This is a genomic window from Methylotenera sp. N17 (assembly GCF_000799155.1).
Lineage (GTDB): Bacteria > Pseudomonadota > Gammaproteobacteria > Burkholderiales > Methylophilaceae > Methylophilus.
On sequence record NZ_JUGE01000001.1, the window covers coordinates 1,206,341 to 1,233,268 of the forward strand.

The following is a 26,928-nucleotide window of genomic DNA, read 5'->3' on the forward strand; positions in this document are numbered from 1 at the left end:
ATTAGGGTTCTATTTGATATACCGAACGAGATCAAAAAAACTGTAAAAAATTTTAAAACATTTTTTAATAGCGCTTATTTAGCGTAGTCCAATATCGCATGCGCTTCTCTGCGACTATTGGTAGTGTGCGTTCCAATGACACAATCACCCTGTCAGGATCATTGATTGGGAATACTCCTGAAATCATGAGATCAGCCACAGATGCGTCGCAGATAATCTTGCCAGAACGATAACGATCCAACTCTTTTGCAAAATCAGCCAGCCGTGTATTTTTTGCAACGATCACACCATCTGACCATGCAGATATGTCTAGATCTGCCTGAACGATGGGACTTGCCTGTGACGCGCTAAATGTAAGCTGTTGATCTACATCAAGGCGAATAGCCATTGTGGTGGTATTGGGGCGTACTTCTACTGCTTTTTCGTACACTGCAACTAGCGTAGCGTTTTCTTGTTGATGTACCAAAAACCGTGTACCTAGGGCACGAACATTACCATGGGCAGTTTGAATGCTAAAGGGTCTATATTCGCCATCTAAGTGGCCAGTGGTAATTAATACTTCGCCCTTAAGTAGTTTAACAAGCCGCTGTTGAGTATCAAAACGAATGTCAACGGCGCTGTCTGTGTTCAGCAGTAGCGCTGTGCCGTCGGCTAGCATTACTTTGCGCTGCTCACCCACATTGGTACCGTAGTCTGCAATCAATTGTTGCCATGGCGCAAATTGATACCCACCAAAGGCTATTGCGCCAGTGCCCGCCAAAAGCAATATTGATTTAAGCACTAGCCGTCTGCTTTGCAGTTGATGATAAGTTGAAGCATTATCTAAAGTGGCATGCGCAAGCGCTTTGGGAATTGTTTTAAAGCCTCCACTTAAGCTTTCTAGCTGCTGCCACGCTGCTTCATGCAATGGGCTTTGTTTAAGCCATCGCTCACAGTTAGACAAGTCTTCACTGCTTGCAATACCGGATTGCATGATCACCATCCATTTAATGGCCTCTTGCACCGTTGCCGAATCAGGCGAAGTATGAGCGCGATTAGTCACTTGTATTGATAGCGCACTGCATAGCAGGCCAAGAATGTTTGTGTCATGTGTTTTTGAACACTGCTCAAAGAGATGTTTAGTTGCTTTGCAATCTCAGGGTAAGTCAGACCATCTAGCTGAGAGAGCAGAAATATTTTACGCGCCTTGCTTGATAAACCATCAAGCATACGGTCAATTTCGCAAAGTGTTTCTAAAAGAATAGCCCTGTCTTCAGATGAAAGTGTTTGCTCTTCGGACAGGTATACCAAAGCGCTTAAGTAGGCAGCTTCTATGGCCTGACGCCTATAGTGATCCACAAGCAACCCTTTAGAGATAGTAGTCAGAATCGCTCTGGCTTCTGACAGATAGAGATGGTTGTGTGAGGTTAAAATGCGTGTAAAAGTATCTTGTGCTAAATCAGCAGCCTTTTGGGGGCAACTGAGTTTTTTATAAAGCATGCCGACCAACCAGTTGTAGTTGTTAATATAGACGTCTCGCACCGTTGACGTACTTATCTTTGAAGTATTGATGGTGTTTAGTGTGTCATTTAACTTAATTGAACTCAAAGTATCCATACTGCGCTGGTAATGTTTTCACTAGAAAGAGTTTGAAAATATCAAGTACCAGCAAACTTTATTCCAACAATTTAAAACGAATTAACTAGATGAATTAATTGAATAACCTGTGAAGATGAGTTTGAACTTTAAATAACTATGGTTGAATATAACCGCAAGACGGTTAATATGAACCATCTTCTTCAATCTCACACTATCGTAAATCCCTTTAGTTTAATTAAGCAGGTGCAGTACGGTGGTAAGGGCAAGATTTCAGAGGAGTCGAAATCTGATGTTACTAAGCGATTAGAAGCACCCACACAAAACATTTACAAGTAGACAAGTGCATCAGGTCCATCCGAACAAACAAATCGAAATAAATAATCCAAAATTCGGGAAAAACTCCCATATGCACAAACGGTAAATTTCATCATGCTAATGGCTAGGGCTTGTTTTTACCACTAGGAACGTTTGAATTAGGGCGACTTAATTTAGACGGGGTAAGCAAACCCTAACAGCACTGCTAAACTTGCATGTTTATCTCTTGCTTTAAAGCATCTCTTCGGAGGTGCTTTTTTCTTTTGGAACTATAGGTAACACAAAGTAACTCATCTGAACCCGCATAGTAAGGTCGCTTTTATTTTCTCTGCTAACTCTACTTTGCTATTCTTTGTATCTGGTAATCACCCGCCTATACTCCCCGCTTTAGAGTTGCTTACTTGCAATCTATGGAAACTCAACAGATACGGGAACAAAGCCGCTGTTGAGTTAATCTATCGTTTCAGAAATGCTCTACCTTAGTTTATATTTAATGGCGAAGTAGTACCCGGGCTGAAAGCATTTACAAAAGACCCGATATTGGACGCACTTTTTGCTAGGATAGAGTACCACTACGACTGAATCGCCACTAATTTTATAGACACTCTTCAGCCGTTTTCTTGAATTGGTTTTCGTAGTCTATCGGAGATAGCAAGTTATTGGAATTATGACGTCGTTTTGAGTTGTAGAACAACTCGATGTAATCAAAAATATCCTGCCTTGCATCATCGCGATGATTGTATATTTTGCGTTTGATCCTTTCCCGTTTTAATAATTGAAAGAAGCTTTCAGCCACAGCATTATCGTGGCAATTTCCGCGTCTACTCATGCTGGACTCAAGGTTATGTGCCTTCAAGAATATATCCCAATCCTCGCTGGTGTATTGGCTACCTTGGTCAGAATGTATCAGCACTTTATGTTTAGGTTTCCTGCGCCATACCGCCATCAGCAATGCATCTGACCTGCCCCCTGTAACACTACCAACCGATTCTGAAAAAAAGTCCGTTTAAAAATCATGTTGCTTGTCTAAGTTTTTGTGCATAAATAGCTGGTGGAATGCGCCCACAGCTACTATGCGGTCTTACTTCGTTATAATCTCTGCGCCAGGCTGATATTACCTTCCTAGCTTGCGCCAATGTTTCAAACCATTGTTCATTTAAGCATTCATCTCTAAATTTACCATTGAATGACTCAATATACGCATTCTGGGTTGGCTTACCAGGTTGAATCAGTAAATGCTCTATACCGTTGGTGTGCATCCAGCCCATAAATACACGACTGGTAAACTCGGGACCACCGTCGGTTCTAATCGCCTGTGGAAAGCCTCTAAATATTGCCGCTTGCTCTAAGACTCTGGTGACATACAAACCACTGATGCCATGATCCACTGCAATATCGATACATTCATGGGTCTTGTCATCTGCGATTGTTAAACACTTGAGCTTGCGTCCATTAGCTAAGCTGTCCATCACAAAGTCGATACTCCACACTTGATTAGGCTCATCAGGTATTAGCAACTCTGCACGTTCTGTGATGGGTCGCTTGGCTTTCTTACGTCGCTTTACCGTGAGCTTTTGCTCAGTGTAAAGACGATAAACGCGTTTGTGATTCACCGCGTATCCTTCAAACTTGAGCATATCGTGGATACGTCGATAGCCAAATCGCTTACGTTCATGAGCGAGTTGCTTAATACGCTGCCGAAGTAATACTGTTGCTTCTTCATCCTGCGGCGGGTTGCGCCATGATGATCTAGATAACCCCACCAAGCTACAAGCTCTACGCTCTGACAACATGCCAGCATCAAGGATACGTTGTATGCCTACTCGTTTTGCTTGTGGGGTTAGCGCTTTACCCCAAAAGCCACTTTAAGTGCGGAGATATCCAAATGCGCTTCTGCCAGCAGTTTCTTAAGATCCGCGTTCTCGCGTTCTAATGCACGAAGACGTTGTGCTTCGGTGCTGTCCATACCACCAAATTTGGCGCGCCAACTATAAAAAGTACCAACACTGATGCCTTCTCGCCGACATAAGTCGGCAATTGGAAATCCTGCTTCTGCTTCCTTCAAAAAACCAATGATTTGTTCTTCTTTATATCTGCTCTTCTTCATTACGCCACTCCTGAAAGTGGACTTTATTTCAATTTAGATTGGTATGGCAAGCGGGGAGCAGGTCAGTCTTACTTTGATAATTCCCTATAAATTAACTCTTCAATTACAATAAATAGGGTCATTATCTTCTCAAATTTAACTTTCTAGGGTTAATATTTATGAAAGTAAAGAAACAAAAATACTAACCTTGAATAGCGCATATGTATAAAAAAATAATAATCTTATTCCCTCTAATTTTCTTTGGTGCATGTAGTCATTACATTCATACTACTAGTGCAAGAACTAGCGGGAATGTATCAGATCACAATAGGCTTCTAGAAACTCTCACAATTGATAAAGTTAATAGAGATTATTATTTGAACTTTGGTAAAAGTATTTATCCAAAAGTATCGAATCTACCCAGTTCAAATGATGTTGAAAATAAGGTTTGGGCCCCTCCAAAAATTATTAATATGACGAATGCTTTTTACGAAACGGATAAGATCGGACAAGAAGGAAATGTTTTAATTGCAACTTTAATTTCAGAAAGTGGTGAAGTTATCATTTCCAAAATTGTGGAATCATCAAATGATAATTTGAATAAGTCTGCAACGGCAACGGTTACACGATGGAAAATTCTTCCAGCAACAATTGATGGTAAACCTAGTAAGTCAGTATTATTTTTACCTTTTACTTTTAAAAATGACCCCGATTCCTCGCCCGATCAAAATTTAGCAAAAGGTGTGATAGGCGATGCGCATGCCTTACAAAGCTTGCTAATTGGAACGTGGCGCCCAGACCCATATTCCGAACTCAGGCCTCCTTCAAAATCGACATATCACGATGACGGAACTCTTGAGTTTGTTGCATATAATTCATACAAATGCGATGTTCTTTTCAAAGCGAGTGGTGTTTGGCGAATTGAAGACGATGAACTTCATATCTTAATGCAATCAAGCGAGCGAACAGACCTTATGCCAGTGCCACTAGAAATAATTGATGAAGTGGTTTCAATTACTGAAAGTTCTAAAGTTTTACGTGCAAAAGATAATGGAAATATTCAACATCGTATTAAAAGTGATGTTTGCAACAACAAATAGTTTTGGCAGACTATTTTTCATTACAGCAGACAGTGTGTGTCCGAATTGAAATGTTTATCAATGGAGATAGATATTCAGTATCTGAAGGATGCAAAAGAATGACTGCTTTGGGGTGTGAGTTCAATTCAAATAAATTTTAAAAGAGTAATGCATCTGTTTTCTTTATAATTTATTTATTAAAACATGTAGTTTCTGAGCTTAAAGTAAATGCACATGGCATTGTCTGTTTCCAAAGAGGATTATCCAAGTCTGCTGTACAACCAGCGTCTTCTAGTAAACCCTGCGTACCATCACTGCTGCATACCAGCACAATGGCATGATTGAAATCCCTGTTTATCTTTAATGTATACCCATCGAACGGATCTAATAAACCCGGATCGTCAACTGTTGAAAGTTTTAGCAACTCCTCATCACTCAAAGTTGCTGGAGGATTTTCATAACGCACTGTTACTTCAACCGCCTTACTCAATTTGGTTAGTGCGGATGCTTGGATATACATAGCTTCCGAATTGTTTTTATGGCTGACGCCGACACATCCGCTGAGCAGGCCAATAAAAACTATTTTGATCGATAGGTGTTTCATTGATGAGCTAAACCCAATAGACAAGCTTTTCATGTTGATCCCTTCCTGTATCAAAATTCCAGTTACCGATCACCTGTTTGTATGCGTTATCGTTCGCCACTATCGCTCTGGCAATAATTGCCCAGACATTACCAACATTCGCCACGGCTTGGTCAAAAATATCGTCATAATGCATAGGCCCGTTTGGGGTATGTAAATCCTCAATATATTGCATGTCGATTTCTTCTGGATTGGGGTAAGTCAATCCACAATTCACTGCCACGTGTCTGGCCAAGGGCAATAATCGATGGCCCTCCTCACCAACTTTATCCACCATAAAGTCAAAGGCTTGATGCCATTTATTGATGTCTGGTGGATTTTCTATAAAAGCTTCTGGATAAACATCATTAAACATGTTCGACCAAAGGGTAGATATCGCAGAGTCCACTACACCCGCTTTTCCGCACTTACGAATACCAGAGTCAAAGTGTTCCGATATGCCTATTTTGCTGAGCTTAAGCCGCTGAAAAATATAACTGTCTTGATGCATTTCACATCGTCGATGCGCTGTTTTGTTTTGCGCATAAGGACCAACTTTGAGCTCAACAATCGGGTGTATGGTCACATCTGTAATCATATGGGCAGCATAGCCAAGCAGCCATGCAATGGCTTTACGTTTAGGCAAACCATCATTCATGGCTTTGATATTGGCGATACCAGCATGGATCATTTCACCACTACGGGTGTAATGCATGCGGTCAGCCCATGGTAGTGATTTCTTGTCGGTGATAGCTAAATAGGGATAATCTGGACTTACCGCACCCAGTTCACAGAATTTAAAATTCCGGAGTAAACCCGGAATAATTTGAATTGGGAAATTGGGGATTGCCTCAAGGCGAGGTGTCTCACTCAATAAGTTGACGAGTGTAATGTGAGCAAAGGCACCTGGCATTAATTTCCCAATCAAGAAAAACTTTTGTAGAGAATAATAGAGTTAACATAAATTGCAAGTGTAATCAGTTACTGCGTTATCCATTTACAGTTAGGCGCTTTTTGTTTGTCTGAACATATACAAAATCACACATCCGTGGTGGATTATTTCGATTTGAGAAATCTTGATAAATCCAATTAAAAAATCTCAGAATTAGGGAGGAATCGAAGTTTGAGAATACCTATATTGGCTTGAGCCCCGCATGGTGCGGGCTTTGTGGCTAGGAATGATTAATATGCATGAAAAGCATGACTTCTTGGCGGGAGGGAGGGATTACTAAATTAAAGAAAAACATAGGTTGCGTATAGAAATATAGAGTTTAAATAAATAAGTTACCCCTAAAGTTACCCCAATCTGTGACCTATTAAGCTTAATAATAGGTTTTATAGGTCTTATTAAAATCACTGAAAACTAAAAACTTAAATGTCTCCTTAGGGGTGTGAGTTCAACCGGTCGATGCAACACGTTATTCTTATACAAAAGAATGAGGTGTTGAAAAATGAAATACAGACCAAGAATTTATTACAGTGATGAGCAAAAGGCCATCATGTGGGATCGCTGGAAAAAAGGTGACTCGCTGCATGATATAGCCCGTTTATTTGACAGAAATCACTCTTCAGTAGGGCGTATATTATCTCTGACAGGTGGGATAAGACCGCCACAAAGAATACGTTCACATCTAGCTTTATCACTATCAGAGCGTGAAGAAATTTCCAGAGAGTGTAACAACACCATCTTTTACTTCTACGCCTATTTCATTGGCATTAATAGCACTATCCCATTTAAGTTCTGCCATGACATCACTTTGTAACTGTGTATCTGTTTTCATAATATTGATTCCAATAAATTTAGGGAATTCAATATTGGCTCTTTGTCATTCATATATCTGTTCGATGACGTACTTAACCATCAAATAAATTCAGAACCTTTAATAATAATCGTATTATGTATCTATAAGATTTCTCAAATGAGCTGTCTTCTTATTTCTTATGTGTGGCGTCATACAGACGCAAAGCACTAAAACATTTATGCTGTTTACAAGTAGTAGACTGATAAATAAATGTATTACTCGCAGTAGGTAATAGCACGTAAGAAAATTGGTTTTACCCAAAGATAGATTCAATTCAGAAATTCTTTAATGCCTAAATTTAGTAATTATTTGCGAGCGAAAGCGTTTCGATACAATGAATATTGACAGCATGATTTGGGTTAACTTTGCAATTGCACTAGGCATTGGTTTGCTGATTGGCGCTGAGCGTGAGCGAAACAAAAGTACTGGTTTAGATAAGTCCTCTGAAGGGATACGCACATTTACCATTGCAACTCTGCTCGGCGCGACGACTGCATTCATACACTTCTGGCTGTTTATAGTAGCCATTTTATGTGTGTTAGTGTTTGCTGCAATTGCATACTACAAGCAACTAACCAAGCACCCAGGAATCACCACAGAAATCGCCCTGATTTTCTCAGTGATTTTAGGTGGTCTATGTGTAAGCGCTCCTGATGTAGCAGCACCTTTGGCGGTACTGATGGCTATTCTACTTGCTGCAAAAGATACCATTCATGGTTTTGTATTACGCATATTATCCAAAGCTGAGTTAAACGACTTTTTAATTTTAGCGGCATCAACAGTCATCATTTTACCTTTAGTGCCAAACGATTTTATCGGGCCATTCAATGCAATCAACCCGAGAAACCTTTGGCTGATCGTCATTTTAGTGATGGTCGTTGGCGCGCTTAGCCATATGGTATTGAGGTTGGTAGGTGCCCGCATTGGCTTGCCACTGGTCGGATTATTATCAGGTTTCATTTCCAGCATTGCTACTGTGACATCCATGGGCGAACGTGCGAAAGAAACACCCGCTTTGCAGGGTGGAGCAATTGCAGGCGCAATATTATCAAGCCTAGCGACCATTTTACAGCTGGCAATATTGCTTTTAGCCGTTAACCCGCCCACATTACTCGCACTCGCGTGGCCGCTGACCTTTGGTGGGGTATCAATAGCAGTTTATGGGTTAGTGATGAGCATTAAATCATTTCAAGAAAATAAATCTGAGATACAGAGCCAAGCAACTAAAACCTTCAAACCCACAACTGCGTTATTGCTATCTACAATTATTGCAACAGTACTGATCATTTCATCTGCATTAAAAGATTGGTTTGGACTAGCTGGTTTAATTGCAATTTCAGGTATCGCTGGTTTAGTTGATGTGCATGCGCCTACGATTGCGGTAGCAACACTCGTGGACACAGGTAAATTGGCTACAAGCCATGCGGCAATCTCTATTTTGGTTGCATTTTCATTAAACTCAGTCACTAAAGCATGTATGGCGGTTATCAGCGGCACTCGACAGTTTTGGCAGCAAGTCATTATCGGCTTGGTCATTCAAGTGATATTCACTTGGTTAGGATGGTGGTTTACTATATGAAATTAAATGTTTGATTTAATGTATTCATTTAATGCTATTGAAAGTGCGAGTAATGCTTCGTATTTCAACATTTAACATCCACAAAGGCTTTACACAGTTTAACGCTCGGTTTTCTTTAAAAAACCAGCGTGAATTGCTTAGGAAACTACATTCTGACATTGTCTTTTTACAAGAGGTGCAGGATGTTCATATCAAACACAATCAACACGTTAACTCTCAATCTATTTCAGGGCAACTGCAATACTTAGCAGAAGCGACTTGGGCAAACTATGCTTATGGCAAAAATGCAGTTTACCCAGCAGGCCATCACGGCAATGCTGTGCTATCCAAATACCCTATTATTCAGATTCATAACCAAAACATTTCTGCACATGCATCAGAACATAGAGGCATGTTACATTGCGAAATTAAGCTACCAAATTCAGATCTGCCAGTACATACAATATGTGTCCACTTAGGCTTACTAGCTATGTGGCGACGCCAACAACTAGATCTAGTAGCCGAGTATATCGAGCGGAATATTCCGGTTGATAATCCATTGATTATTGCGGGTGACTTTAATGACTGGGTCATGCATCAAGGATCAACATTTGCTAAACGTCTAGACGTCACAGAGGTCTTTCAACATCATTCTGGTAAGCCTGCAAGAAGTTACCCAGCATGGCTGCCAATATTAAGATTAGATCGTATCTATGTAAGAGGATTTCATGTGGAACGTGTGCAAGTGTATTCTGGACCAAGGTTCCTCAACATTTCTGACCATGCCATATTGTCTGCAACCCTAAAGAAAACATAATGCATTTTACGCATGGCAATAAGATCAAGCTTTTAAGAAATGGCCTAGAGTACTTTGCGGCACTGGAAGATGCTATTCAAAATGCAAAGCATGACATTTATGTACAAACATACATTTACCAAGCAGATGCAACAGGTATCCGTATTGGAAACGCGCTTAAAGACGCCGCAACGCGAGGTGTCATTGTTAATCTTTTATTAGATGGATATGGCTGCAAAGATCTGCCCGTGACATTCAGGCACGAATTGCAGCAGTATGGTATTCATGTCAAGTTGTATCGCCCCAACATTTCACCTTGGACATTGCAAAAAAGTCGATTAAGGCGCATGCATCGAAAAGTGGTCACTATTGATGGAGTCATGGGTTTTGTGGGCGGTATCAATATCATCGATGACATGGATGTACCGCATCACATTGCGCCACGCATTGATTATGCACTGCAATTAGAGGGGCCAATATTAGACAGTATTGTCACGAGTGTACAAAGACTGTGGCGCCGAGCAACACTGTCACTGATGCAGCATATCGACTTAAATTTCAACAATCCATCATTAAGCGCAAAACAACCAATCAATCAGCATGGCATAAAAGCTGCATTTGTGGTGCGTGATAATCTATTGCACAGGCGGGACATTGAAAATGCTTATAAATCCGCCATGTTGCAAGCAACATCAGAAATCACTATCGCGAATGCCTATTTTGTTCCTGGCAGAAACTTCCGACAGGCGTTGCTAAGTGCCGCGTTAAGAGGTGTCAAAATCAAACTGCTATTACAAGGCCGTCAAGATGATCTTTTAATGTTTGCCATGCATGCGTTGTATAGCCAGCTGTTGAATGCAGGCATAGAAATATACGAATATCGCAAAAGCTTTATGCACAGCAAAGTGGCGGTGATAGATACTCATTGGGCCACGGTAGGATCTTCTAATATTGATCCATTTAGCTTGATGTTGGCATATGAAGCCAATGTAATAATCGAGGATGATGATTTTGCTGCCACGTTAAAAAGTGATATTGAAAAATCAATCAGCAGTGCACATCATGTCACTATTGAAGAATGGGAGAACAGCAATCGATTAAAGCGTTTTTTTTCTTGGATCGTGTACGGAGTGCTGAGAGTGATGTTGAATGTCATTAGCACTTCTAAAACATCACATCCTTAAAGGTATTTGAGTGGTCAGTCACCAGCTCATCACAGAATATGTATAGTTGCTACTCTATCTTATTCAGTGAAACGCGATAAGCTTCTAGTTTTACTTCATAGTTTTCGGCTGACCCAAAAGCTAAAAAATGTGCATAGCGTGCATGTGTGCCTAATACTTTTCTTGCATGTTTGATTGGACAAAAATATTGCTCCGTTCTCGCCACAATCTCGCTGATGTAAGCAATCATGCCGCTACCATAGGCACAATAGGTACAGTGAAATTTCTCTATAAAGTTGAGATAGTTGAGATGTTGCCGATCAAAAACAATATAATCAGCTCGCTTTACTTTCTTAATACCATAAACAGGAAAGCAAGTAAGTTGGTAAAAAGTAATAAAAATATCTGTAATCACTAGCGGAATAATCATCGAGTAGATAATTGGCCCAGTAATGAGATTTTGCGGACGACTTGTCACCAGCCAATGAAAAAAGTTCTTTTTAAGGATCAAGTGGGTGAGTTTGATAGATTGTTCAAACTCAATTCTTTTTCCTTTTATTTGGAAAAAAATCTTTGTCTGCTGGTCATAATCAATCTACACTTATATGTGCGTTAGCGCACTTAATAAAAAATTCAGCTGGCTTCTTGGTTGGGAACTTTGCTAATAGGTGATCAAACAGTTGTTAACTTCTGGGCAAACCAATCAATGTTGGTAACTTGCAGTTGTGTAGTGCACTCAACCAGATGGAGTCGAGCTAAATGTCTGCTTAGGGGATCTCTGCGGTTATGGGGATTGTGCATATATGAGAACAAAGTAGTTACTTAAGCTAACCCGTTTAGATGTTCATAAAGTATGTAACTACCAATACCAATCAATACTACTCCACCAAATACCTCTGAACGCTTACCTACCACGACTCCTAATACCCGACCAAGCATGAAACCTATTGTCACCATCGTAAAAGTTGCGACACCAATTGCAACTGCAGTTAAGATAATGCTTACATCAATAAAGGCTAGACTTACCCCAACAGCCATTGCATCAATACTCGTGGCAAACGCTGTAACTGCGAGTACGAGAAATGAGTGTTTGCTGGGTTTTTCTTCAATAGAAGTTGGTGTCTGAATGCCTTCATAAATCATATGAAGCCCTAATACAGCAAGTAATGTAAAAGCTATCCAATGATCCCAGTCTGCAACGAATTTTGAAGCAACACTACCTATAAGCCAACCAATTACTGGCGTTATAAACTCAATTACCCCAAAAATAAGTCCTGTTCGTACTGCTTCTGATAATTTTGGCTGATGTAGTCTAGCGCCTTTGCTGATAGCAGCAGCAAAAGCATCGGTGGACATTGCAAGTGCGATGAGTAAAATAGAAGTTAAATTCATGATGGGTTCTCTAGTCGAGACGAGAGCTGTAAACGCCATCGCGCCCGACTAAAAGTCGCGTTGACATCCATTAGTCTCGCCAACCGAAAACGGCTATCTGCACCACGACAAAAGTCGATTATGTTGATACAGACACTTCATAAAAGAAGCAGGCTACTCCCTAAAAGTTAATTCCATTTTAACTGAATTTACAGAATTTAATCCTTTTTGAGATCAGGGAGCATTCTAGTTAAAGTATTGTCACCTTTAATGAAGTGATGAAATAGTGCTGCTCCTGCATGTAAGGCGATCACGTAGTACCCAATCTCGCCTATAGTCTCGTGAATCTCTTTTAATGTATCTTCGTACCCTTCGTTTGCTGCGATAAGTGCAGGTAACTCTAGCCCAAAAAATGGGATGACTTTGCCCGCAGCACTCAAAGTAAGCCAACCTAGTATCGGCATGGCTATCATCATGAAGTAAAGAAATGCATGTACAGCTTTTGCTGTGATTTTCTGCCATGTATTTAGCTCTGGAATAATGGCTGGTGTGCTACTAGACAAGCGAGTCCAAATACGAATCGAGACAAATAACAAAACCGTAAGGCCAAGCATAAAATGTAATGCTTTCATGGCTTCACGTGGATCACTGCCTTTGGGAAATAACTCTCGAAGATTAATTGTGGCATATACAGCGATTATTAATAGCAACATTAGCCAATGTATTGCAATTGTGAGTTTGCTGTAGCGTGCAGCATTTGAACTTGTATTCATTTTAACTTCCCTTTGTAACGATTATTTTCTAATATTGAATGTTGCCATTTAAACTTTAACCTACTAAAGTCTTAGTCATTTAAGTGGCATCGTAATTGCTTCGCACACGACGTCACGCCAGCAAATAACTAAAAATTATAGACAACACCCACACTTACCACATTGGCATTTATATTGTGTTTGTTACCACTACTCATGTCGACAGCCGCATTATAGTGATCCCACCCTAAACGCATTCCAATATCCTTATTTAAATTATATTGACCACCAAAACCATAAGTAACACTTGTTCGACTTGCATCATTCATAGGCGATAAGCTTGAGGAAACTGTACTTTTGGTCGCCGCAACACCGAGTTTGCCATATAGATTAAACTCTTCGTTTACAGGTAGGTAACCAATAGCCGACAAACTCAATGCATCGGCTTTTGCGCTACCGCTTACATTGTCTGTCACTTTACCAATACCAGTATACTGTCCCTCTACACCGAAATATTGATTCAACTTGTAACCAAGTACAAGTCCACTCACAAGAGACCTACTTTTATCCAAGCCGTTGGGTGTATTGAAATCAGCTTTACCAATTCCTATATTTAGACCAGCATAAAAGCCGTAATCTTCAGCGAATACTGAATGAGAAATTGATATAAATCCAAGTATTACCAACATTTTTTTCATATACACGCTCCATTAAAATTACTTAAGCAGTAGCAACTTAAATGCCACAGGCAATTAAATTTTACGAACCATGAACTATGTATATATAAATCATGTAGTTAGGTTTTTTCAATTTAAAAATAAATGTAACCAGCTTAATAAACTGTGCAAATTTTGCATGATTTAACCGGTATTTGACGCAGGATATATGCAAAATTTGCACTTTTAATTCTCAATAAATTCACTTTCCCTTTATAAATCAAATAGGTATATATTAGGAATGCAATTTGCTCTAATTCCTAAAAATATACTTATTAGATAGCGTTAGAGGAAACATGCCAGCAAACTTTCTAAATCGTTTGTATCAGCCACTCTCTCAGAGAAGTAAAGCGCAAACACAAACTTTTGCCATTTTATTAGTGGTCACATTTATTATGCTGTCTGGTAACTTTTCGTTGTTCCATGGCATTTTCAACATCTATCCACTGACACTTCATAATCTTCCGTTTCTCATTTCATTAGCGTTATTTTTTACATCACTCACTGCAATATTTTTCTTACTCATTAGCCTCGGTAAATGGACGCGTTGGATACTTGCTGCTTTCCTGTTGATCGCATCCCAATCGGCTTATTACATGGATCATTTGGGTGTCATCATCGATACAGTCATGATTGACAATATCGTGCAAACAAATAGCAGTGAATTTTCAAGCCTCGTTACTTCTACGCTAATTCTTAGAACTTTTCTTTTGGGTGTTATTCCAGCCTGGTTAATATTGAAATATTGCCCAGATCCTCTTAGTTTTAAAGAGGAATTGAAATCTAGACTACGCTCAATATTGCTGTTCTTGCTAGCCATAGTTGTACTGGTTATTCCGTTTACTGCGGATTACACATCATTTATCCGCGAACATAAAATCGTGAGGTTTTACTCAAACCCAACCTATTCAGTTTACTCAGCGATTAAATACGCTACACAACAATCGAGTATATCCGTTCATACCTTGCCATTACTTAAGACCGCTGAGGATGCTGTACTTTTAGACCCGTCTACCAGTAAAAAAGAATTAATCATCATGGTGGTTGGTGAAACAGCGCGTGCTGATAGATTTTCATTGAACGGCTATAAACGCATTACTAACCCCGAGCTATCTAAGCAGGACATTGTCAGTTTTAGCAATGTTTCGTCTTGTGGTACATCTACAGGCGTCTCGGTGCCTTGTATGTTTTCATCATTGGGTCGAGCAAAGTACGATAAAGAAAAAGCGCTTGATCAAGAAAACGCACTAGACGTACTTGCAAAACACGGTATTGAAGTTTTATGGCGCGACAACAACTCTGATTCCAAAGGGGTGGCGACGCGCATTAAATACGAAGACTTTAAAACACCTACGCTAAACCCAATTTGCAAAGGCGAATGTAGGGATGTAGGCATGTTAAGTGGCTTGGACGAATATATCGCCAAAAATAAAGACAAAGACATGATGATTGTTCTACATCAAATGGGCAATCATGGACCAGAGTATTATCGCCGTTATCCCAAGGAATTTGAACGTTTTAAACCAGCTTGTCAGACTGGAGAGCTAAGAGATTGCACCCAAGAAGAAGTGGATAACGCTTACGACAACGCAATCTTGTATACCGACTACTTCTTGTCAGAAGTAATCAATTTCCTAAAAAAATATGATGAGAAGTATGAGGTTGCAATGTTGTATGTGGCTGATCACGGTGAATCCTTAGGCGAGCATGGTATTTACCTGCATGCCGCACCCTATATGATTGCCCCCAAAGAACAAACCCATGTACCCGTCATTGCCTGGACAGGTAAATATTTCGACTATAACTTGAGCGACATTAAACCTTATAAAGATACTGCAATTAGCCATGATGACTTATTCTGCACACTACTCATAGCTTATGAGCTTGAGTCCGATATGTGTGCAGGCAAAAATGCCATCTTCGCAAAAAATAAGATGTTGAAATCTTATGCGCTATCTGATGATACTTTGGATAAAAATGTGGACTAGATAAATATGGAACGCTGGATCATCTATGCATTTATCTCGATGTTATTTGCTGGCTTTACTGCTGTCATCGCAAAGCAAGGCTTAGTTGGCATATCTGCGGAATTAGGCCTCACACTAAGAACCCTGTTTGTCTGTGTTTTTATCATTGTATTTGGCTTAATGACCATTGCCCCCAATGAAGTAAAGTCACTGCAACAAGCTAATTATTTATGGCTGTCTTTATCTGCTGCTACTACTGCAGGCTCTTGGATTTTTTATTACAAGGCACTCAAAATGGGGGATGTAGCCACAGTAGCACTCATTGATAAAGGCAGTGTGGTGGTATCCGTACTACTAGCTTGGTGGCTGTTTAAAGAAATCATCACGCTAAGAATAGTCATAGGTGCAATGCTGATTGTCACTGGCATCATGGTCATTTCCAAGAAGTAAAATAAAAATGGGGGCTATATTGTGAGAGTTGCGGTCGTTGGAACAGGTTACGTAGGCTTGTCGCTGGCTGTGCTTATTGCGCAGCGTCACCAAGTGATTGCGCTTGATATCGTTCAAAACCGTGTGGATATGCTTAACAACCAGCAATCTCCTATTATGGATGCTGAGATTCAAGATTATTTAAGCAATAAACCCCTACAATTTAAGGCAACGACAGACAAACACACTGCTTATCAAGATGCAGACTTTGTCGTGATAGCCACCCCAACTGACTATGACCCTAACACCAACAGATTTAACACCGAGTCTGTAGAGAGTGTGATCAGCGATGTAGCTTTAATCAACCCAAAAGCCGTGATTGTGATTAAGTCGACTGTGCCGGTTGGTTATACCGAGAGAGTAAAAACGGAATTCAATAATGAGAATATATTTTTCTCACCAGAGTTTCTGCGAGAAGGTAAGGCTTTGTATGACAATCTATACCCATCACGGATTGTTGTAGGTGAGGTGAGCAAGCGGGCTAAACTATTTGCAGAGCTGCTTATGGAGGCCGCATTAAAGCCAAAGGTCGATCTCCTATTCACACATAATACTGAAGCAGAAGCAATCAAGCTGTTTTCAAACACTTATCTCGCGATGCGGGTCGCATTTTTTAATGAACTAGACACTTATGCCCTGATTCACGGATTAAATACGCGAGAGATTATCAATGGCGTCTGTCTGGATTCGCGTATCGGCAACCACTATAACAATCCATCATTTGGTTACGGTGGATATTGCTTGCCAAAAGATACTAAGCAGTTACTGGCGAATTACAAAAAAGTACCTCAGAACTTAATTAGAGCCATTGTAGAAGCCAACTCCACCCGCAAAGACTTTATTGCACAGGAAATTATCGATTTAAAACCCAAAGTAGTTGGTATTTATCGTCTCATTATGAAAGCCGGCTCGGATAACTTCAGGTCATCTAGCATACAAGGCATTATGAAGCGCATCAAAGCAAAAGGGATTGAAGTAATTGTGTATGAACCCGTGCTAGAAGCAGACGATTTTTTCCACTCAAAAGTTTTCAAAGATTTGACACAATTTAAGCAGCTATCAGATGTTATTGTCAGCAATCGTATGTTACAAGAGTTAAGCGATGTATCGCACAAAGTATATACGCGCGATTTATTTGGGAGTGATTAGTTGAAGATTCTGCTAACAGGTGCAGCTGGCTTTATCGGTATGCATGTCGCACGCATTCTGCTGGAGCGTGGTGATGAGGTGGTAGGTGTAGATAATCTGAATGATTACTATACACCGCAGCTCAAAAACGACAGGCTTGCTCAGTTACGTGGCTTTGCAAATTTTAAATTTATTGCATTAGATGTTGTGGATGCCAAGGCGCTACAGCAACTCTTCAATCGTGAGCAATTTCAACGTGTCATCCATCTGGCAGCGCAAGCGGGTGTTAGATATTCGTTAACAAATCCTTCCGCTTATATTCAATCTAATTTAGTCGGTTTTTCTAATATCCTTGAATCTTGCCGACAACACCAAACAGAACATTTGGTATATGCCAGCTCATCTAGCGTATATGGTAGCAATAGCCATATGCCATTCTCAGTGCATGACAATGTAGATCATCCATTGAGCTTATACGCAGCCACAAAAAAATCGAATGAATTGATGGCGCATGCTTACAGCCATTTATATGGCATACCTACCACCGGCCTGCGTTACTTTACTGTATATGGGCCTTGGGGGAGACCGGACATGTCACCTTGGCTATTCACTTCAGCCATACTTTATGGGAAACCTATCAATATATTCAATCATGGCAAAATGCAGCGCGACTTTACCTATATTGATGATATTGCTGAGGGTACTGTCAAAGTATTGGATCGAATTGCAGAGCCCAATCCCAATTATCTTACCGACTCACCAGACCCGGCCACAAGTTCTGCACCTTACAGAATCTACAATATTGGCAATCATCAACCGGAAGACTTGATGCTCTTTATTGAAACCTTAGAAAAAGAGCTAGGAGTCACTGCCGTAAAAAATTTCATGCCTATGCAAGCTGGCGATGTCCTAGCCACCTATGCAGATGTCGATGATCTTCAACGTGATGTTGGGTACGCACCTAGCACCAGCTTGCAAACAGGTCTCAAGCAATGGGTTCAGTGGTATCGCAACCATGCCGAAGGCGTTTATTCATAATAACTAATAAGACTTTATTACACACATGAAACAGCTATTTAATCGGCTTTCTGCTTTGCTAAGCAAACGATGGGTAATATCAATACTCTTGGTTGTGTTGTCTATCGGCGCTATTGGCCTACACAGGTATTTTCATCCAAACATCTACCGCATTCCATCTAATCCTGACAATGCACAAGAAATCAATTTTTTCGCATTAGGTGATCAAGGCTCTGGCAGCTTAGAGCAAAGAGCCGTTGCTGACGCAATGGAAAAAGTGGCAAGAAAGAATAAAAATCTAGATTTTGTGGTACTACTAGGTGACAATTTTTATATCGACAAAAAATTGACTGAAAGCAGCGATGAATGGAATACGATGTTTGAAGAGGTCTATTCTGGCGCCTATCTAAGTGCTGTTCCCTTTTACGCAATATTAGGCAATCATGATAAAGATTTATCCTTTAGCGAAGCTACACACCCAGAGATTGAATATTCAAAAAAAGCACTGGGCTCAAATCGTTGGCGCATGCCTGCACACTACTTTCATAGTGACTTTGGGAATATTAATGGACGCCCGCTACTTCGTATCGTTTTTATAGACACAAATGCATCAGCCAATGAAATGGCAATCCAAGCAAATTATGTACGCGAGCAATTCATCAACAATCCTGTACAGCCCATCTGGAAAATAGTGGCTGGACATCATACTATTCGCACTTGTGGTAAACACCTTGAAGATAAGGCCAATTTGATAAAAACACTTCTACCAGTTTTGCAAGAAGCTAAGGTAGACATTTATCTGTCAGGTCATGATCATAACCAGCAGTTGATAGTCAAAGATAATGAACCGACATATGTCATTAACGGGGCCGGGGGCAAGAGTCTATACGCACAAAAAATACATTCGGATGACTTGCGTTTTTTTAACGAAGCGTATGGTTTTGTCAGCCTAAAAATCAATCCCACTACACTTAATATCAACTTTTATAATAAGAGTGCGAAAAATGTTTCATCACATGTGCTATCAAGAGCATGTGATCGCTTGAAGTCTGATTGCCTCAAAGCGGTTAATTAATGCCACCAAATCACGCCAATCTATATCGTGTACTGCTGATAGCAACAGCGCTGCTTGGTATAGCTGTGTTTTTTTGGGGATTAGGCAACATACCCTTTCTGTCATTTAATGAAGCTCGCAGAGCAATCCCTGCCGCCAATATGATCAAAGAGGGTGATTGGCTATTGCCCAAATTGAATGGTGAGCTTTATATCACCAAACCACCCCTGCTCTATTGGTTATCTGCCACAACTTCTCTTCTATTCGACGTGGTCAACGAATGGACTGCGCGTATCCCATCTGCCTTGTCTGCCTTTGCAACTGCATGGTTAGTCTATAGTTATACGCGACGTCATTTTGGCGCTTGGTCAGCGTTGTTTGCATTGCAGATAATCATTGCGAATGCTGGCTTTGCTATGCTCGGACGCCAGGCTGGCATAGAGATGCTATTAACTTTTCTATGCTTTAGTGCGCTGATTTGCGCATTCAAATATACATATGAAGAAGTCGGCAGGAAATGGCTACTATTGAGCTATTTTTTGTTAGGGTTGGCAGTACTCACCAAAGGTCCAATAGCGCTGCTATTCGTTACTTTGCCGCTGTTGGTCGATGCACTTTATCAACGTAAACCGCGCCAATGGCAAGTACTCCGATATCCCTTGGGATGGTTAATTTTTCTCGCGGTAGGCGCATCATGGTACTTGGCTGTCACTTGGAAAATGGATTTCGATATATGGCAATCCACTGTTCAGAAAGACATGGTGACCAAAATATATGGCAATTCTGGTGAGCCAGTTTACAACTATATTTTATGGTTGGCTGCAGATTTTTTTCCTGCATTTTTTCTAATATGCATCAGCCCACTCACGACATGGAGAGCGTGGAAGCAACGTGATGTTACGATTTCTTTAATTGTTGCGTTACTTGTACCATTCTTAATTTACACGGCTTTTAGTGATAAACATGCAAAATATCTCTTACCAGTTTACCCAATATTCTCCATCTTGCTAGGTCACAAACTAAGTGAGATATTCCTGAAAGCAGGCAATCAACTAAAAAATTTGATACTGGTTCTATCCATGTTAATGCCTATCGGCTATGCCATATTTTATGGAGTGGCCGAGGCTAAAGTCTTCCACTACCGTTACGAGACATTACCGCTCATAAAAAGCTGGTTTGCAGAAGAGGCAAGCCATATACCAATGTTCGGATATAAACATTTAGACGAGCGTCTGATTTACTATGCCAATCGCAACATCCCTATTATTGACGATACTAAATTAGCATCATTAACAACAATGGATGCCATACTGCTGGTAGAGGATTCAGGTATTCTAAGACTAAAAGCCGTAGCGCAATGTACTATAAAAGAGTTTAAGCCGTACCTAAGTAGAAAAGGAGCTTTGGCAATATTAGGATTCGGTGCAGCTTGCCAAAGCGCTGTAGTATTACCGTCAATGAATTAATAAATAATGGCAGTATACCCACTAAAAATTGCGAACTCTTAAACTTAATCACTCCTCATCATAAAATGACTAATCTCATACATTTACTTAGCGTAGTAGTCCCAGTTCACAACGAGGCGGAAAACATAGCGCCCTTAATTCAAGAAATAGAAGATGCGCTTTCTGATTTCGTGGCGTTTGAAATCGTCTATGTGAATGATGGTAGTAAAGACGATACAAAAAAACGCTTAGCTGAAGCGAAAGCCCGCCACACAAAACTCAGAGTGATTACGCATGCGCATAGCTGCGGCCAAAGCACTGCCGTACGTACAGGCATTCAAGCTGCTAGAGGTGACTGGGTGGCAACGCTGGATGGCGATGGTCAAAATGACCCAGCAGACATTAAAAAATTGATTGCTGCAATTGACAATGGAGTGGATCTGATTGGAGGCAATCGTCGTCATTCAAGACGTGATACTTGGATAAAACGTATATCTTCGGTGATAGCCAATACTGTACGCTCTAAACTATTGAGAGATTCCACGCCGGACACAGGTTGTGGCCTTAAATTAATCAGGCGCGAGGTTTTTCTCGATTTACCTTACTTTGACCACATGCATCGCTTCTTACCTGCGCTGGTTCAGCGGCGTGGTGGGCGTGTTGTCTCGGTACCTGTCAGTCATCGCGACAGAGAGCATGGACAATCCAAGTACGGCACCATCGATAGACTGCTTGTCGGCATCGTTGATTTATTAGGTATGCTCTGGCTCATTAAACGATCTAAGCGCCCAGTAATCTCCGAGGAGTTAACATGAACCAAGGCTTAGGATACTACCTTGCACATCTGATATCGCAATGGCAACACTACTTTGGTGGAATGGACAACATAGAGTTGATTTGGCTAGTAGTTGGCTTATTGGGTCAGTCTATGTTCATGATGCGTTTTGTCGTTCAGTGGATACACAGTGAGCGGCATCAGAAAAGTGTTATACCGGTGAGTTTTTGGTACCTAAGTCTTGCGGGTGGACTAATCGTTTTAGCTTACGGTATTCATAAAGTGGAGCCCGTGATTATTCTTGGGCAATTGCCAGGCACATTTGTGTATATTCGCAACTTGATGTTAATCCGCAAAGAAAAAGAACACAGCTTTTAACTATAGCTTAATCAAGATGGTGTATGCGCTTTTTCGGACAGAAGCTTTGGCTTCCGTTTGCATTTCTGGATTCTTCTGAGAGCCAACTGAGCAAGTTGAGCCTTAACACTCTAAGGTCAGCTAAGGGGATTTTATGGTGGTTATGGGGACAAAACTGCCATTAGGTTTTTAAATTTCAGCTTTCCGATTTTACAAGCCAGCGTGAAAGCAATGTAAAAAGCACCTCGGGTTCTAGTGGTTTATGTAACACAAGGTAACCCTCGTTTTCTGCCTCTATCAATTCTGGCGAGTTAAACTCCCCGCTCACCATTGCGCCAGATGCCTCGGGGCAACGCTCTAATAAGTTGCGTAATACGTCAAACCCGCTTTCTCCAGCGCGCAAGCGCTGATCACACAAAATGGCGTTAGGCGTAAAGCCTGCGTCTATAACCTCTAAAGCCTGTTTGCCAGACTCAACACATCGCACACTAACGCCCCAAGTGTTAAGCAGCGATTCCCAAGCGGTGATGACCTGAGGGTCATCATCGACAATTAAGCACGTACCCGATAGTTTTGAATTGTCAGATTTAAACGCGGGCGATGTAGTTTCACTCATAATCCTTACTGATTGCAAACTACCTGTCATTGCGGGTAAGCGTAACCAAAAATGAGAGCCTCGATTTAAGCGAGACCTAAACCCATACTGACAGCCCATCATTTCACAGCAGCGCGCCACCACTGCTAAGCCCAAGCCGTGGCCTGCACTATCGATACGCCAAGCATGTTTGTTACGATAAAACGGTGAAAAAATATGGCTGCTATCTTCTGAAGCGACACCGACACCTGTATCCCACACGTCAATCTGCCAATCAACGCCACGTTTGCGCACAGCCATTAACACGCCACCTTGTTTGGTATAGCGCAAAGCATTGTGCATTAAATTCATGACAGACTGGTGTAGCAACGTTCCATCTACATTCACCATTGCATTGCCACCGCTGTGGCGAGTACGAATATCTAGATTTTTAGCATGTGCTTCTTCATTAAAGAGTGTGGCGATTTCTTGAATGAGACCATCCAAATAAACGTTGCCTGCACTTAGCTTCACCTGCCCGAGCTCTATTTTAGATAAATCAAGCAATGCGTTAAACATTTGCGTTACCGAACGCACACTCTGCTTTAAATCTTTGAGTGCAGGCTCAATCAATTTGTCTTGATTACGCCTTGCAATTGATTCAATCAAAAAGCCCATGGCGTGCACCGGCTGGCGTAAATCGTGGCTGGCCGTGGTGAGAAACTGGTTTTTAGCTTGCAATGCGTTTTCGGCTGCAATTTTTGCAATGCGATAATTTTCTGCCAGTTTCGCGCCTTCATCTTCTAAAGTAATTTGCTTAAGAAAAAACTGATGCCCCAATAGCGCATGCCTATACATCGAAATAGCGTAAATAATGCCGAGAAAAATCAAAATCGGCCAATGAGATGGAAATATCCACGGCATCAAAAAAATACAAATGCTCCAGCAAGGAATAAAGAGGTAGAAAAACGCGGTGAGAATAGGAGTGAGATGGGTAGCAAAAGCTGCAATAATGGCTGCCACAGTCACCAAGTACAGTAAATTAAACTCAAAGGGTACTTTTCCCATAAAAATAAAAAAAGGTAGTGTTAAGCCAATGCCGTGTGTGAACGTTACGCCATTAATTGCGGCCAGCCATTTTGAAGGTGTTAGCGTGTGATTGTTTTGTTTACGGTTAATTTGGTAGGTTTTTCGAAATAAACGAATACCAATTGCAGCAAACATGTAGAAAGAACCCCAGACAATCAATCCAAGAGTATCCACCTTTAATGTATACGCCCAGATTGTCAACGCAACAGCGCAAAAAGGGATGGAGCTTATACCGAAGACTAAGGAGTGAAATCCTAAATCAATCAATCGCATTTGACCATCTTCAGTAAGCTGGTCGAACTTTAAACTATTGTTTTGACTCACCTTATTCCAATCTTCTGCCACGCAGCTTAGTCATCGCTTCCATTCGATTATTGACACCTAATCTATTTAAAATACCGGTAACGTGCTCTTTGACTGTTTGTTCAGTCAGGTTTAATGCCTTTGCAATGCGCTTATTGGGCAAGCCATTCATCACCATGGATAAAATTTGCCCTTGCCTTGCCGTTAAACCAAGCTCTTGTGCGGTCACAGGTAACTCATTGGGCTGATAGGTGTTTAGAACTCGCTGCTCTGCGCTATTAAACCAAGTATCACCGTTCATAATGGTGTTAACTGCATGCACGAAAACTTCAGGGGCTTCTTGTTTGTGAAGAAACCCCTGCACCCCTGCTGCATGTACTTTATTTTCCACTGCAACATTATCGTCAGCGCTAATCACTAATAGGGAAGTGTTTGGGTATTTTGTCTTAAGCTCGCTCAACAGTATTAATGAGGCGCCACCTGGCAACCAAAAATCTACCACAATAAGAGATGGCAAGACACTTGTGGCAAGATGCCTCCAAAGGTCTTCCACATCGTTTACTGCAGTCACCAGGCTAAATGCGCAATGCGATTGCAGAAAATCAGCAATCCCACGCGCCACCAAAGGATGGTCATCAATCACAAGCGCAGTCTGTTGTGTGGTCACACCTTACCTCGAATAGCGAACAAAATATTCGTCACCATCATAGCAAATTGCCCAACACACTGGGCACCCTACTTTGGTAGGGTTGTGCGATACGCCATATGTTCTGATAATTCCCTCTAGATTTTCTCGGCTTAGACGAGATGAAACTTTAGACACTGTATAGGAATATAAAATGAAGCAAACGAAACTCATTATTGGTGTAGTTACTTTGGCGTTGGCTGGGTGCGCGTTGGTGAAAACCAACCAACTTTCTGACGACGTGTTAACTCAGAGAACTGCATTTACGCTTGGCTTAGATAAAAGTGAATTCACTATTACAAATCGGCAAGAGCCTAATAAAAGTTCAGAAGTTTATTATTTGGTAACCACTAAATCGGGCAGAAAATTTAACTGTTATGTCGCTGCAGGATTCACTTCGATAGTAACGCCCAATTCAGACGCCTCTGATGCAGTGTGTAGTGAAATAGGCGGATCGTCTGGCAGCTCTAGTGGCAATAGTAAAGGTAAGGCATGCAATGCTTTACTTAAAGCAGCTGGCAAGTGTTAATCATTTAAGGAGCTAGATGATGCGTGCGATTGCTTGTGGAATGATATTGTTATCAATGAATACACTCAGCTATGCCGATTTGGCATCAGATCTTCGGCAGCTAAGAGGCGCGATTTCAGAAACAGCGCAAACTGGCAAAGAGCTAGCTAATCTAACTGGCGGTACAGCTACCGCATCGCCTCAGAGCGTGCCAGTCAATGAAAATGCTACTGTACAAACGGGTGTGAACGAAGGGGATATTTTGATTGGCAAACTGGCCAACATCAAATTATTCAAAGAACCCTCTAAAAAAGCAGGCAGTATGGGCACCTTAACAAAAAGTGATGAAATGATTTACACTGGCACTCAAGCCAATGGCTTCTACTCTGTCGCTACTGCCAATAAAGGTGACGGTTGGGTAGAAAAAGTGCTTGTTAAAAAACGCTAATACACAAAATGGTGCTGAAAAATTGGGGCTTTGTATGAAAGTTAACTTAACCTAGAAACCTATCTCTGGTTATCACCCGCATCAGCAGTCACTTACTAAATTACACTTGGTAAACTCCAAAACTTCAACGTACTCAGTTGAAGTCTTATAAAATGTCCGTTAAGGGGATTTACGAGATGGGGACAAAGTTATTGTCAAAAATATTAAGAGAAGTTTCACCCCCCCCCTCTTTAAAAAATTACCTCCGCGCAAAATTGGATGGAGAAGACGGTCTAGCTTTTTAAAACTGTAGAGATTTTACCCGCCCCCCATAAAAACTACATGAGTTCTATCACCATAATTTATGGCTGGTATGGTATTAATAGAAGGTTCGTATTTTTTACTGGAATTCGACATCGCAAAATCTTTTAACAACAGTATCTTTTATCTTAGTTTTAATAAAATAAAAAAAGTGTTGGGTAATATTCACCTCTATCCCTTTCAATCAACAGTAGATATTACCCATTAAAGTTTTTTCCAACTTAACTTTCAAATTTTAAATAGCCTTTATAAGGGAACCCTATTTTAGTGAAGTCAAACTTGGGACTTTCGTTTAAAGCTAACCAAGTAACTGCGTAAAGATTTGCTTTGTTAGGTAAATGGCCTTGCCTAGTTTTAACTATCAACAAAGCTCCTTCTAATTCCTTGGCAGCCTTACGGATAGTCTTGTCACTTCTCCACCCTCGTTTTGATAAAACTCTCAACGCAGTGGTCAAATCACCATTATTGGTAATTTCACCATATCTACTTCTAATCTGCGCTGCTAAATCAATTAACAGTGCCTTCGCAGTTATTGAGAGAGATGCATAAGCCTTTCCAAAAAGTACGTCTAAGGGTAGCCATATGCGTGGACCTGACATTTTATCTTTTAAACCAAGAGCCTTTGTTTGTTTTGAGTGACTACTTCCCATAATTAACCTCCTTCTCTGGTGAAATTAGTGCTCTAATTTCACCCACATTAAAAGTGGTTGTTCTGGTCGTTAATTTATAGGTTTTGATCCGATTCGACTTCACCAATCGCCAGACTGTTGCACTACTGACACCAAGTAAAGCTTTCACTACAGGTAGTCGAACATATGCACAATTGGGGTACTGATCAAAGTCCCTCAAACTAGGACTTATTGTTTCTTTCTTATTCATGAATACTCACCCTTTCTCAAGTTTGCTCGCATCAGCCCCTGCCATTGCGAAAAGGTGAATTTAGTTTTAATA

Annotated in this window: 27 protein-coding genes and 2 pseudogenes; 15 read left to right on the top strand and 14 right to left on the bottom strand. The window is 40.8% G+C overall.

Features of this window, described 5'->3' with window-relative positions; translation table 11 throughout:
* Positions 1 to 64: 64 nt before the first annotated feature.
* The 4 genes and pseudogenes from FG11_RS05780 to FG11_RS05800 form a co-directional block, all read right to left on the bottom strand.
* Positions 65 to 1,042, bottom strand: coding sequence for a FecR domain-containing protein (locus FG11_RS05780; RefSeq protein WP_047533759.1), 978 nt, complete (start codon positions 1,040 to 1,042; stop codon positions 65 to 67).
* Positions 1,039 to 1,596, bottom strand: coding sequence for a sigma-70 family RNA polymerase sigma factor (locus FG11_RS05785; RefSeq protein ID WP_081978186.1), 558 nt, complete (start codon positions 1,594 to 1,596; stop codon positions 1,039 to 1,041). Before FG11_RS05785 ends, FG11_RS05780 begins: the two co-directional genes overlap by 4 nt.
* 892 nt (positions 1,597 to 2,488) lie before the next feature.
* Positions 2,489 to 2,851, bottom strand: a pseudogene (locus tag FG11_RS05795) (IS3 family transposase); the annotation flags it as partial.
* Between the two features lie 55 nt (positions 2,852 to 2,906).
* Positions 2,907 to 4,000, bottom strand: a protein-coding gene (locus tag FG11_RS05800) for an IS3 family transposase (RefSeq protein ID WP_088177900.1) whose coding sequence is annotated in 2 segments (ribosomal slippage) — positions 2,907 to 3,739 and positions 3,739 to 4,000 — 1,095 coding nt in all. Because the reading frame shifts where the segments join, the coding sequence is not laid out codon by codon here.
* A gap of 200 nt (positions 4,001 to 4,200) precedes the next feature.
* Here FG11_RS05800 and FG11_RS05810 point away from each other — a divergent pair.
* Positions 4,201 to 5,079: an energy transducer TonB gene (locus FG11_RS05810; RefSeq protein ID WP_047533763.1), complete on the top strand. Its 879-nt coding sequence runs from the start codon at positions 4,201 to 4,203 to the stop codon at positions 5,077 to 5,079.
* A gap of 169 nt (positions 5,080 to 5,248) precedes the next feature.
* Here FG11_RS05810 and FG11_RS05815 read toward each other — a convergent pair whose 3' ends face one another.
* Both FG11_RS05815 and FG11_RS05820 read right to left on the bottom strand, forming a co-directional pair.
* Positions 5,249 to 5,695, bottom strand: a complete 447-nt coding sequence (locus tag FG11_RS05815) for a hypothetical protein (protein WP_052184955.1) — start codon at positions 5,693 to 5,695, stop codon at positions 5,249 to 5,251.
* Positions 5,670 to 6,593 carry a zinc dependent phospholipase C family protein gene (locus FG11_RS05820; RefSeq protein WP_047533765.1) on the bottom strand — a complete coding sequence of 308 codons (924 nt, stop codon included), beginning with the start codon at positions 6,591 to 6,593 and terminating at the stop codon, positions 5,670 to 5,672. Before FG11_RS05820 ends, FG11_RS05815 begins: the two co-directional genes overlap by 26 nt.
* Before the next feature lie 538 nt (positions 6,594 to 7,131).
* Here FG11_RS05820 and FG11_RS13445 point away from each other — a divergent pair.
* Positions 7,132 to 7,350: pseudogene (locus tag FG11_RS13445) on the top strand (IS30 family transposase); the annotation flags it as partial.
* Here FG11_RS13445 and FG11_RS13450 read toward each other — a convergent pair.
* Positions 7,327 to 7,461 (bottom strand): BON domain-containing protein, encoded by a 135-nt coding sequence (locus FG11_RS13450; RefSeq protein ID WP_081978187.1) that lies wholly within the window; start codon positions 7,459 to 7,461, stop codon positions 7,327 to 7,329. The pseudogene FG11_RS13445 and the gene FG11_RS13450 overlap by 24 nt on opposite strands.
* A 355-nt stretch (positions 7,462 to 7,816) precedes the next feature.
* On the opposite strand from FG11_RS13450, the gene FG11_RS05825 reads away from it, so the two are divergent.
* Genes FG11_RS05825 through clsB form a run of 3 tightly spaced genes read left to right on the top strand, consistent with a single transcriptional unit; the run spans position 7,817 to position 11,020 of the window.
* Entirely contained in the window at positions 7,817 to 9,061 is a 1,245-nt protein-coding gene (locus tag FG11_RS05825) for an MgtC/SapB family protein (protein ID WP_047533768.1), read from the top strand.
* 43 nt (positions 9,062 to 9,104) lie between these two features.
* Complete coding sequence (locus tag FG11_RS05830; protein ID WP_088177922.1) at positions 9,105 to 9,857, top strand: endonuclease/exonuclease/phosphatase family protein; 753 nt, start codon at positions 9,105 to 9,107, stop codon at positions 9,855 to 9,857.
* Positions 9,857 to 11,020 carry a cardiolipin synthase ClsB gene (gene clsB, locus FG11_RS05835; protein ID WP_047533777.1) on the top strand — a complete coding sequence of 388 codons (1,164 nt, stop codon included), beginning with the start codon at positions 9,857 to 9,859 and terminating at the stop codon, positions 11,018 to 11,020. Before FG11_RS05830 ends, clsB begins: the two co-directional genes overlap by 1 nt.
* A 49-nt stretch (positions 11,021 to 11,069) precedes the next feature.
* Here the strand turns inward: clsB and FG11_RS05840 are convergent, their stop codons facing one another.
* The 4 genes from FG11_RS05840 to FG11_RS05855 form a co-directional block, all read right to left on the bottom strand.
* A complete protein-coding gene (locus FG11_RS05840; RefSeq protein ID WP_235276349.1) occupies positions 11,070 to 11,429 on the bottom strand; it encodes a hypothetical protein in 360 nt (119 codons plus the stop codon).
* 392 nt (positions 11,430 to 11,821) lie between these two features.
* Positions 11,822 to 12,391 (bottom strand): manganese efflux pump MntP, encoded by a 570-nt coding sequence (gene mntP / locus FG11_RS05845; RefSeq protein ID WP_047535849.1) that lies wholly within the window; start codon positions 12,389 to 12,391, stop codon positions 11,822 to 11,824.
* A gap of 197 nt (positions 12,392 to 12,588) precedes the next feature.
* Entirely contained in the window at positions 12,589 to 13,143 is a 555-nt protein-coding gene (locus tag FG11_RS05850; RefSeq protein ID WP_047533779.1) for a cytochrome b, read from the bottom strand.
* Positions 13,144 to 13,271: 128 nt separating this feature from the next.
* Entirely contained in the window at positions 13,272 to 13,820 is a 549-nt protein-coding gene (locus FG11_RS05855) for an outer membrane protein (protein WP_047533781.1), read from the bottom strand.
* 314 nt (positions 13,821 to 14,134) lie between these two features.
* Here FG11_RS05855 and FG11_RS05860 point away from each other — a divergent pair, with 314 nt between their 5' ends.
* The 8 genes from FG11_RS05860 (at position 14,135) to FG11_RS05895 (ending at position 22,091) form a co-directional block, all read left to right on the top strand.
* The gene (locus tag FG11_RS05860; protein WP_052184956.1) at positions 14,135 to 15,826 is read left to right on the top strand and encodes a phosphoethanolamine transferase; all 1,692 of its coding nucleotides are present in this window, start codon (positions 14,135 to 14,137) and stop codon (positions 15,824 to 15,826) included.
* Positions 15,827 to 15,832: 6 nt separating this feature from the next.
* On the top strand, positions 15,833 to 16,255 hold the full coding sequence (locus FG11_RS05865; RefSeq protein WP_047533783.1) for an EamA family transporter: 423 nt from the start codon (positions 15,833 to 15,835) through the stop codon (positions 16,253 to 16,255).
* Positions 16,256 to 16,276: 21 nt separating this feature from the next.
* Positions 16,277 to 17,443 (top strand): nucleotide sugar dehydrogenase, encoded by a 1,167-nt coding sequence (locus FG11_RS05870; protein WP_047533785.1) that lies wholly within the window; start codon positions 16,277 to 16,279, stop codon positions 17,441 to 17,443.
* Entirely contained in the window at positions 17,444 to 18,460 is a 1,017-nt protein-coding gene (locus FG11_RS05875) for an NAD-dependent epimerase (protein ID WP_047533788.1), read from the top strand.
* Between the two features lie 25 nt (positions 18,461 to 18,485).
* Positions 18,486 to 19,514 carry a metallophosphoesterase gene (locus FG11_RS05880; protein ID WP_081978188.1) on the top strand — a complete coding sequence of 343 codons (1,029 nt, stop codon included), beginning with the start codon at positions 18,486 to 18,488 and terminating at the stop codon, positions 19,512 to 19,514.
* Positions 19,514 to 20,959 (top strand): ArnT family glycosyltransferase, encoded by a 1,446-nt coding sequence (locus FG11_RS05885; RefSeq protein WP_047533791.1) that lies wholly within the window; start codon positions 19,514 to 19,516, stop codon positions 20,957 to 20,959. Before FG11_RS05880 ends, FG11_RS05885 begins: the two co-directional genes overlap by 1 nt.
* 65 nt (positions 20,960 to 21,024) lie before the next feature.
* On the top strand, positions 21,025 to 21,753 hold the full coding sequence (locus FG11_RS05890; protein ID WP_047533793.1) for a glycosyltransferase family 2 protein: 729 nt from the start codon (positions 21,025 to 21,027) through the stop codon (positions 21,751 to 21,753).
* The gene (locus FG11_RS05895; protein ID WP_081978189.1) at positions 21,750 to 22,091 is read left to right on the top strand and encodes a lipid-A-disaccharide synthase N-terminal domain-containing protein; all 342 of its coding nucleotides are present in this window, start codon (positions 21,750 to 21,752) and stop codon (positions 22,089 to 22,091) included. The genes FG11_RS05890 and FG11_RS05895 overlap by 4 nt, the downstream gene beginning before the upstream one ends.
* 175 nt (positions 22,092 to 22,266) lie before the next feature.
* Here the strand turns inward: FG11_RS05895 and FG11_RS05900 are convergent, their stop codons facing one another.
* On the bottom strand, positions 22,267 to 24,078 hold the full coding sequence (locus FG11_RS05900; protein WP_200884565.1) for an ATP-binding response regulator: 1,812 nt from the start codon (positions 24,076 to 24,078) through the stop codon (positions 22,267 to 22,269).
* Positions 24,059 to 24,703 (bottom strand): LuxR C-terminal-related transcriptional regulator, encoded by a 645-nt coding sequence (locus FG11_RS05905; RefSeq protein WP_047533795.1) that lies wholly within the window; start codon positions 24,701 to 24,703, stop codon positions 24,059 to 24,061. The genes FG11_RS05900 and FG11_RS05905 overlap by 20 nt, the downstream gene beginning before the upstream one ends.
* A 172-nt stretch (positions 24,704 to 24,875) precedes the next feature.
* On the opposite strand from FG11_RS05905, the gene FG11_RS05910 reads away from it, so the two are divergent.
* Both FG11_RS05910 and FG11_RS05915 read left to right on the top strand, forming a co-directional pair.
* A complete protein-coding gene (locus FG11_RS05910) occupies positions 24,876 to 25,250 on the top strand; it encodes a hypothetical protein (protein WP_052184958.1) in 375 nt (124 codons plus the stop codon).
* A 16-nt stretch (positions 25,251 to 25,266) separates the two neighbouring features.
* Entirely contained in the window at positions 25,267 to 25,677 is a 411-nt protein-coding gene (locus FG11_RS05915) for an SH3 domain-containing protein (RefSeq protein WP_160277141.1), read from the top strand.
* A 521-nt stretch (positions 25,678 to 26,198) separates the two neighbouring features.
* On the opposite strand, the gene FG11_RS05920 is transcribed toward FG11_RS05915, so the two are convergent.
* Complete coding sequence (locus FG11_RS05920) at positions 26,199 to 26,627, bottom strand: hypothetical protein (RefSeq protein ID WP_052184959.1); 429 nt, start codon at positions 26,625 to 26,627, stop codon at positions 26,199 to 26,201.
* Between the last annotated feature and the right edge of the window lie 301 nt (positions 26,628 to 26,928).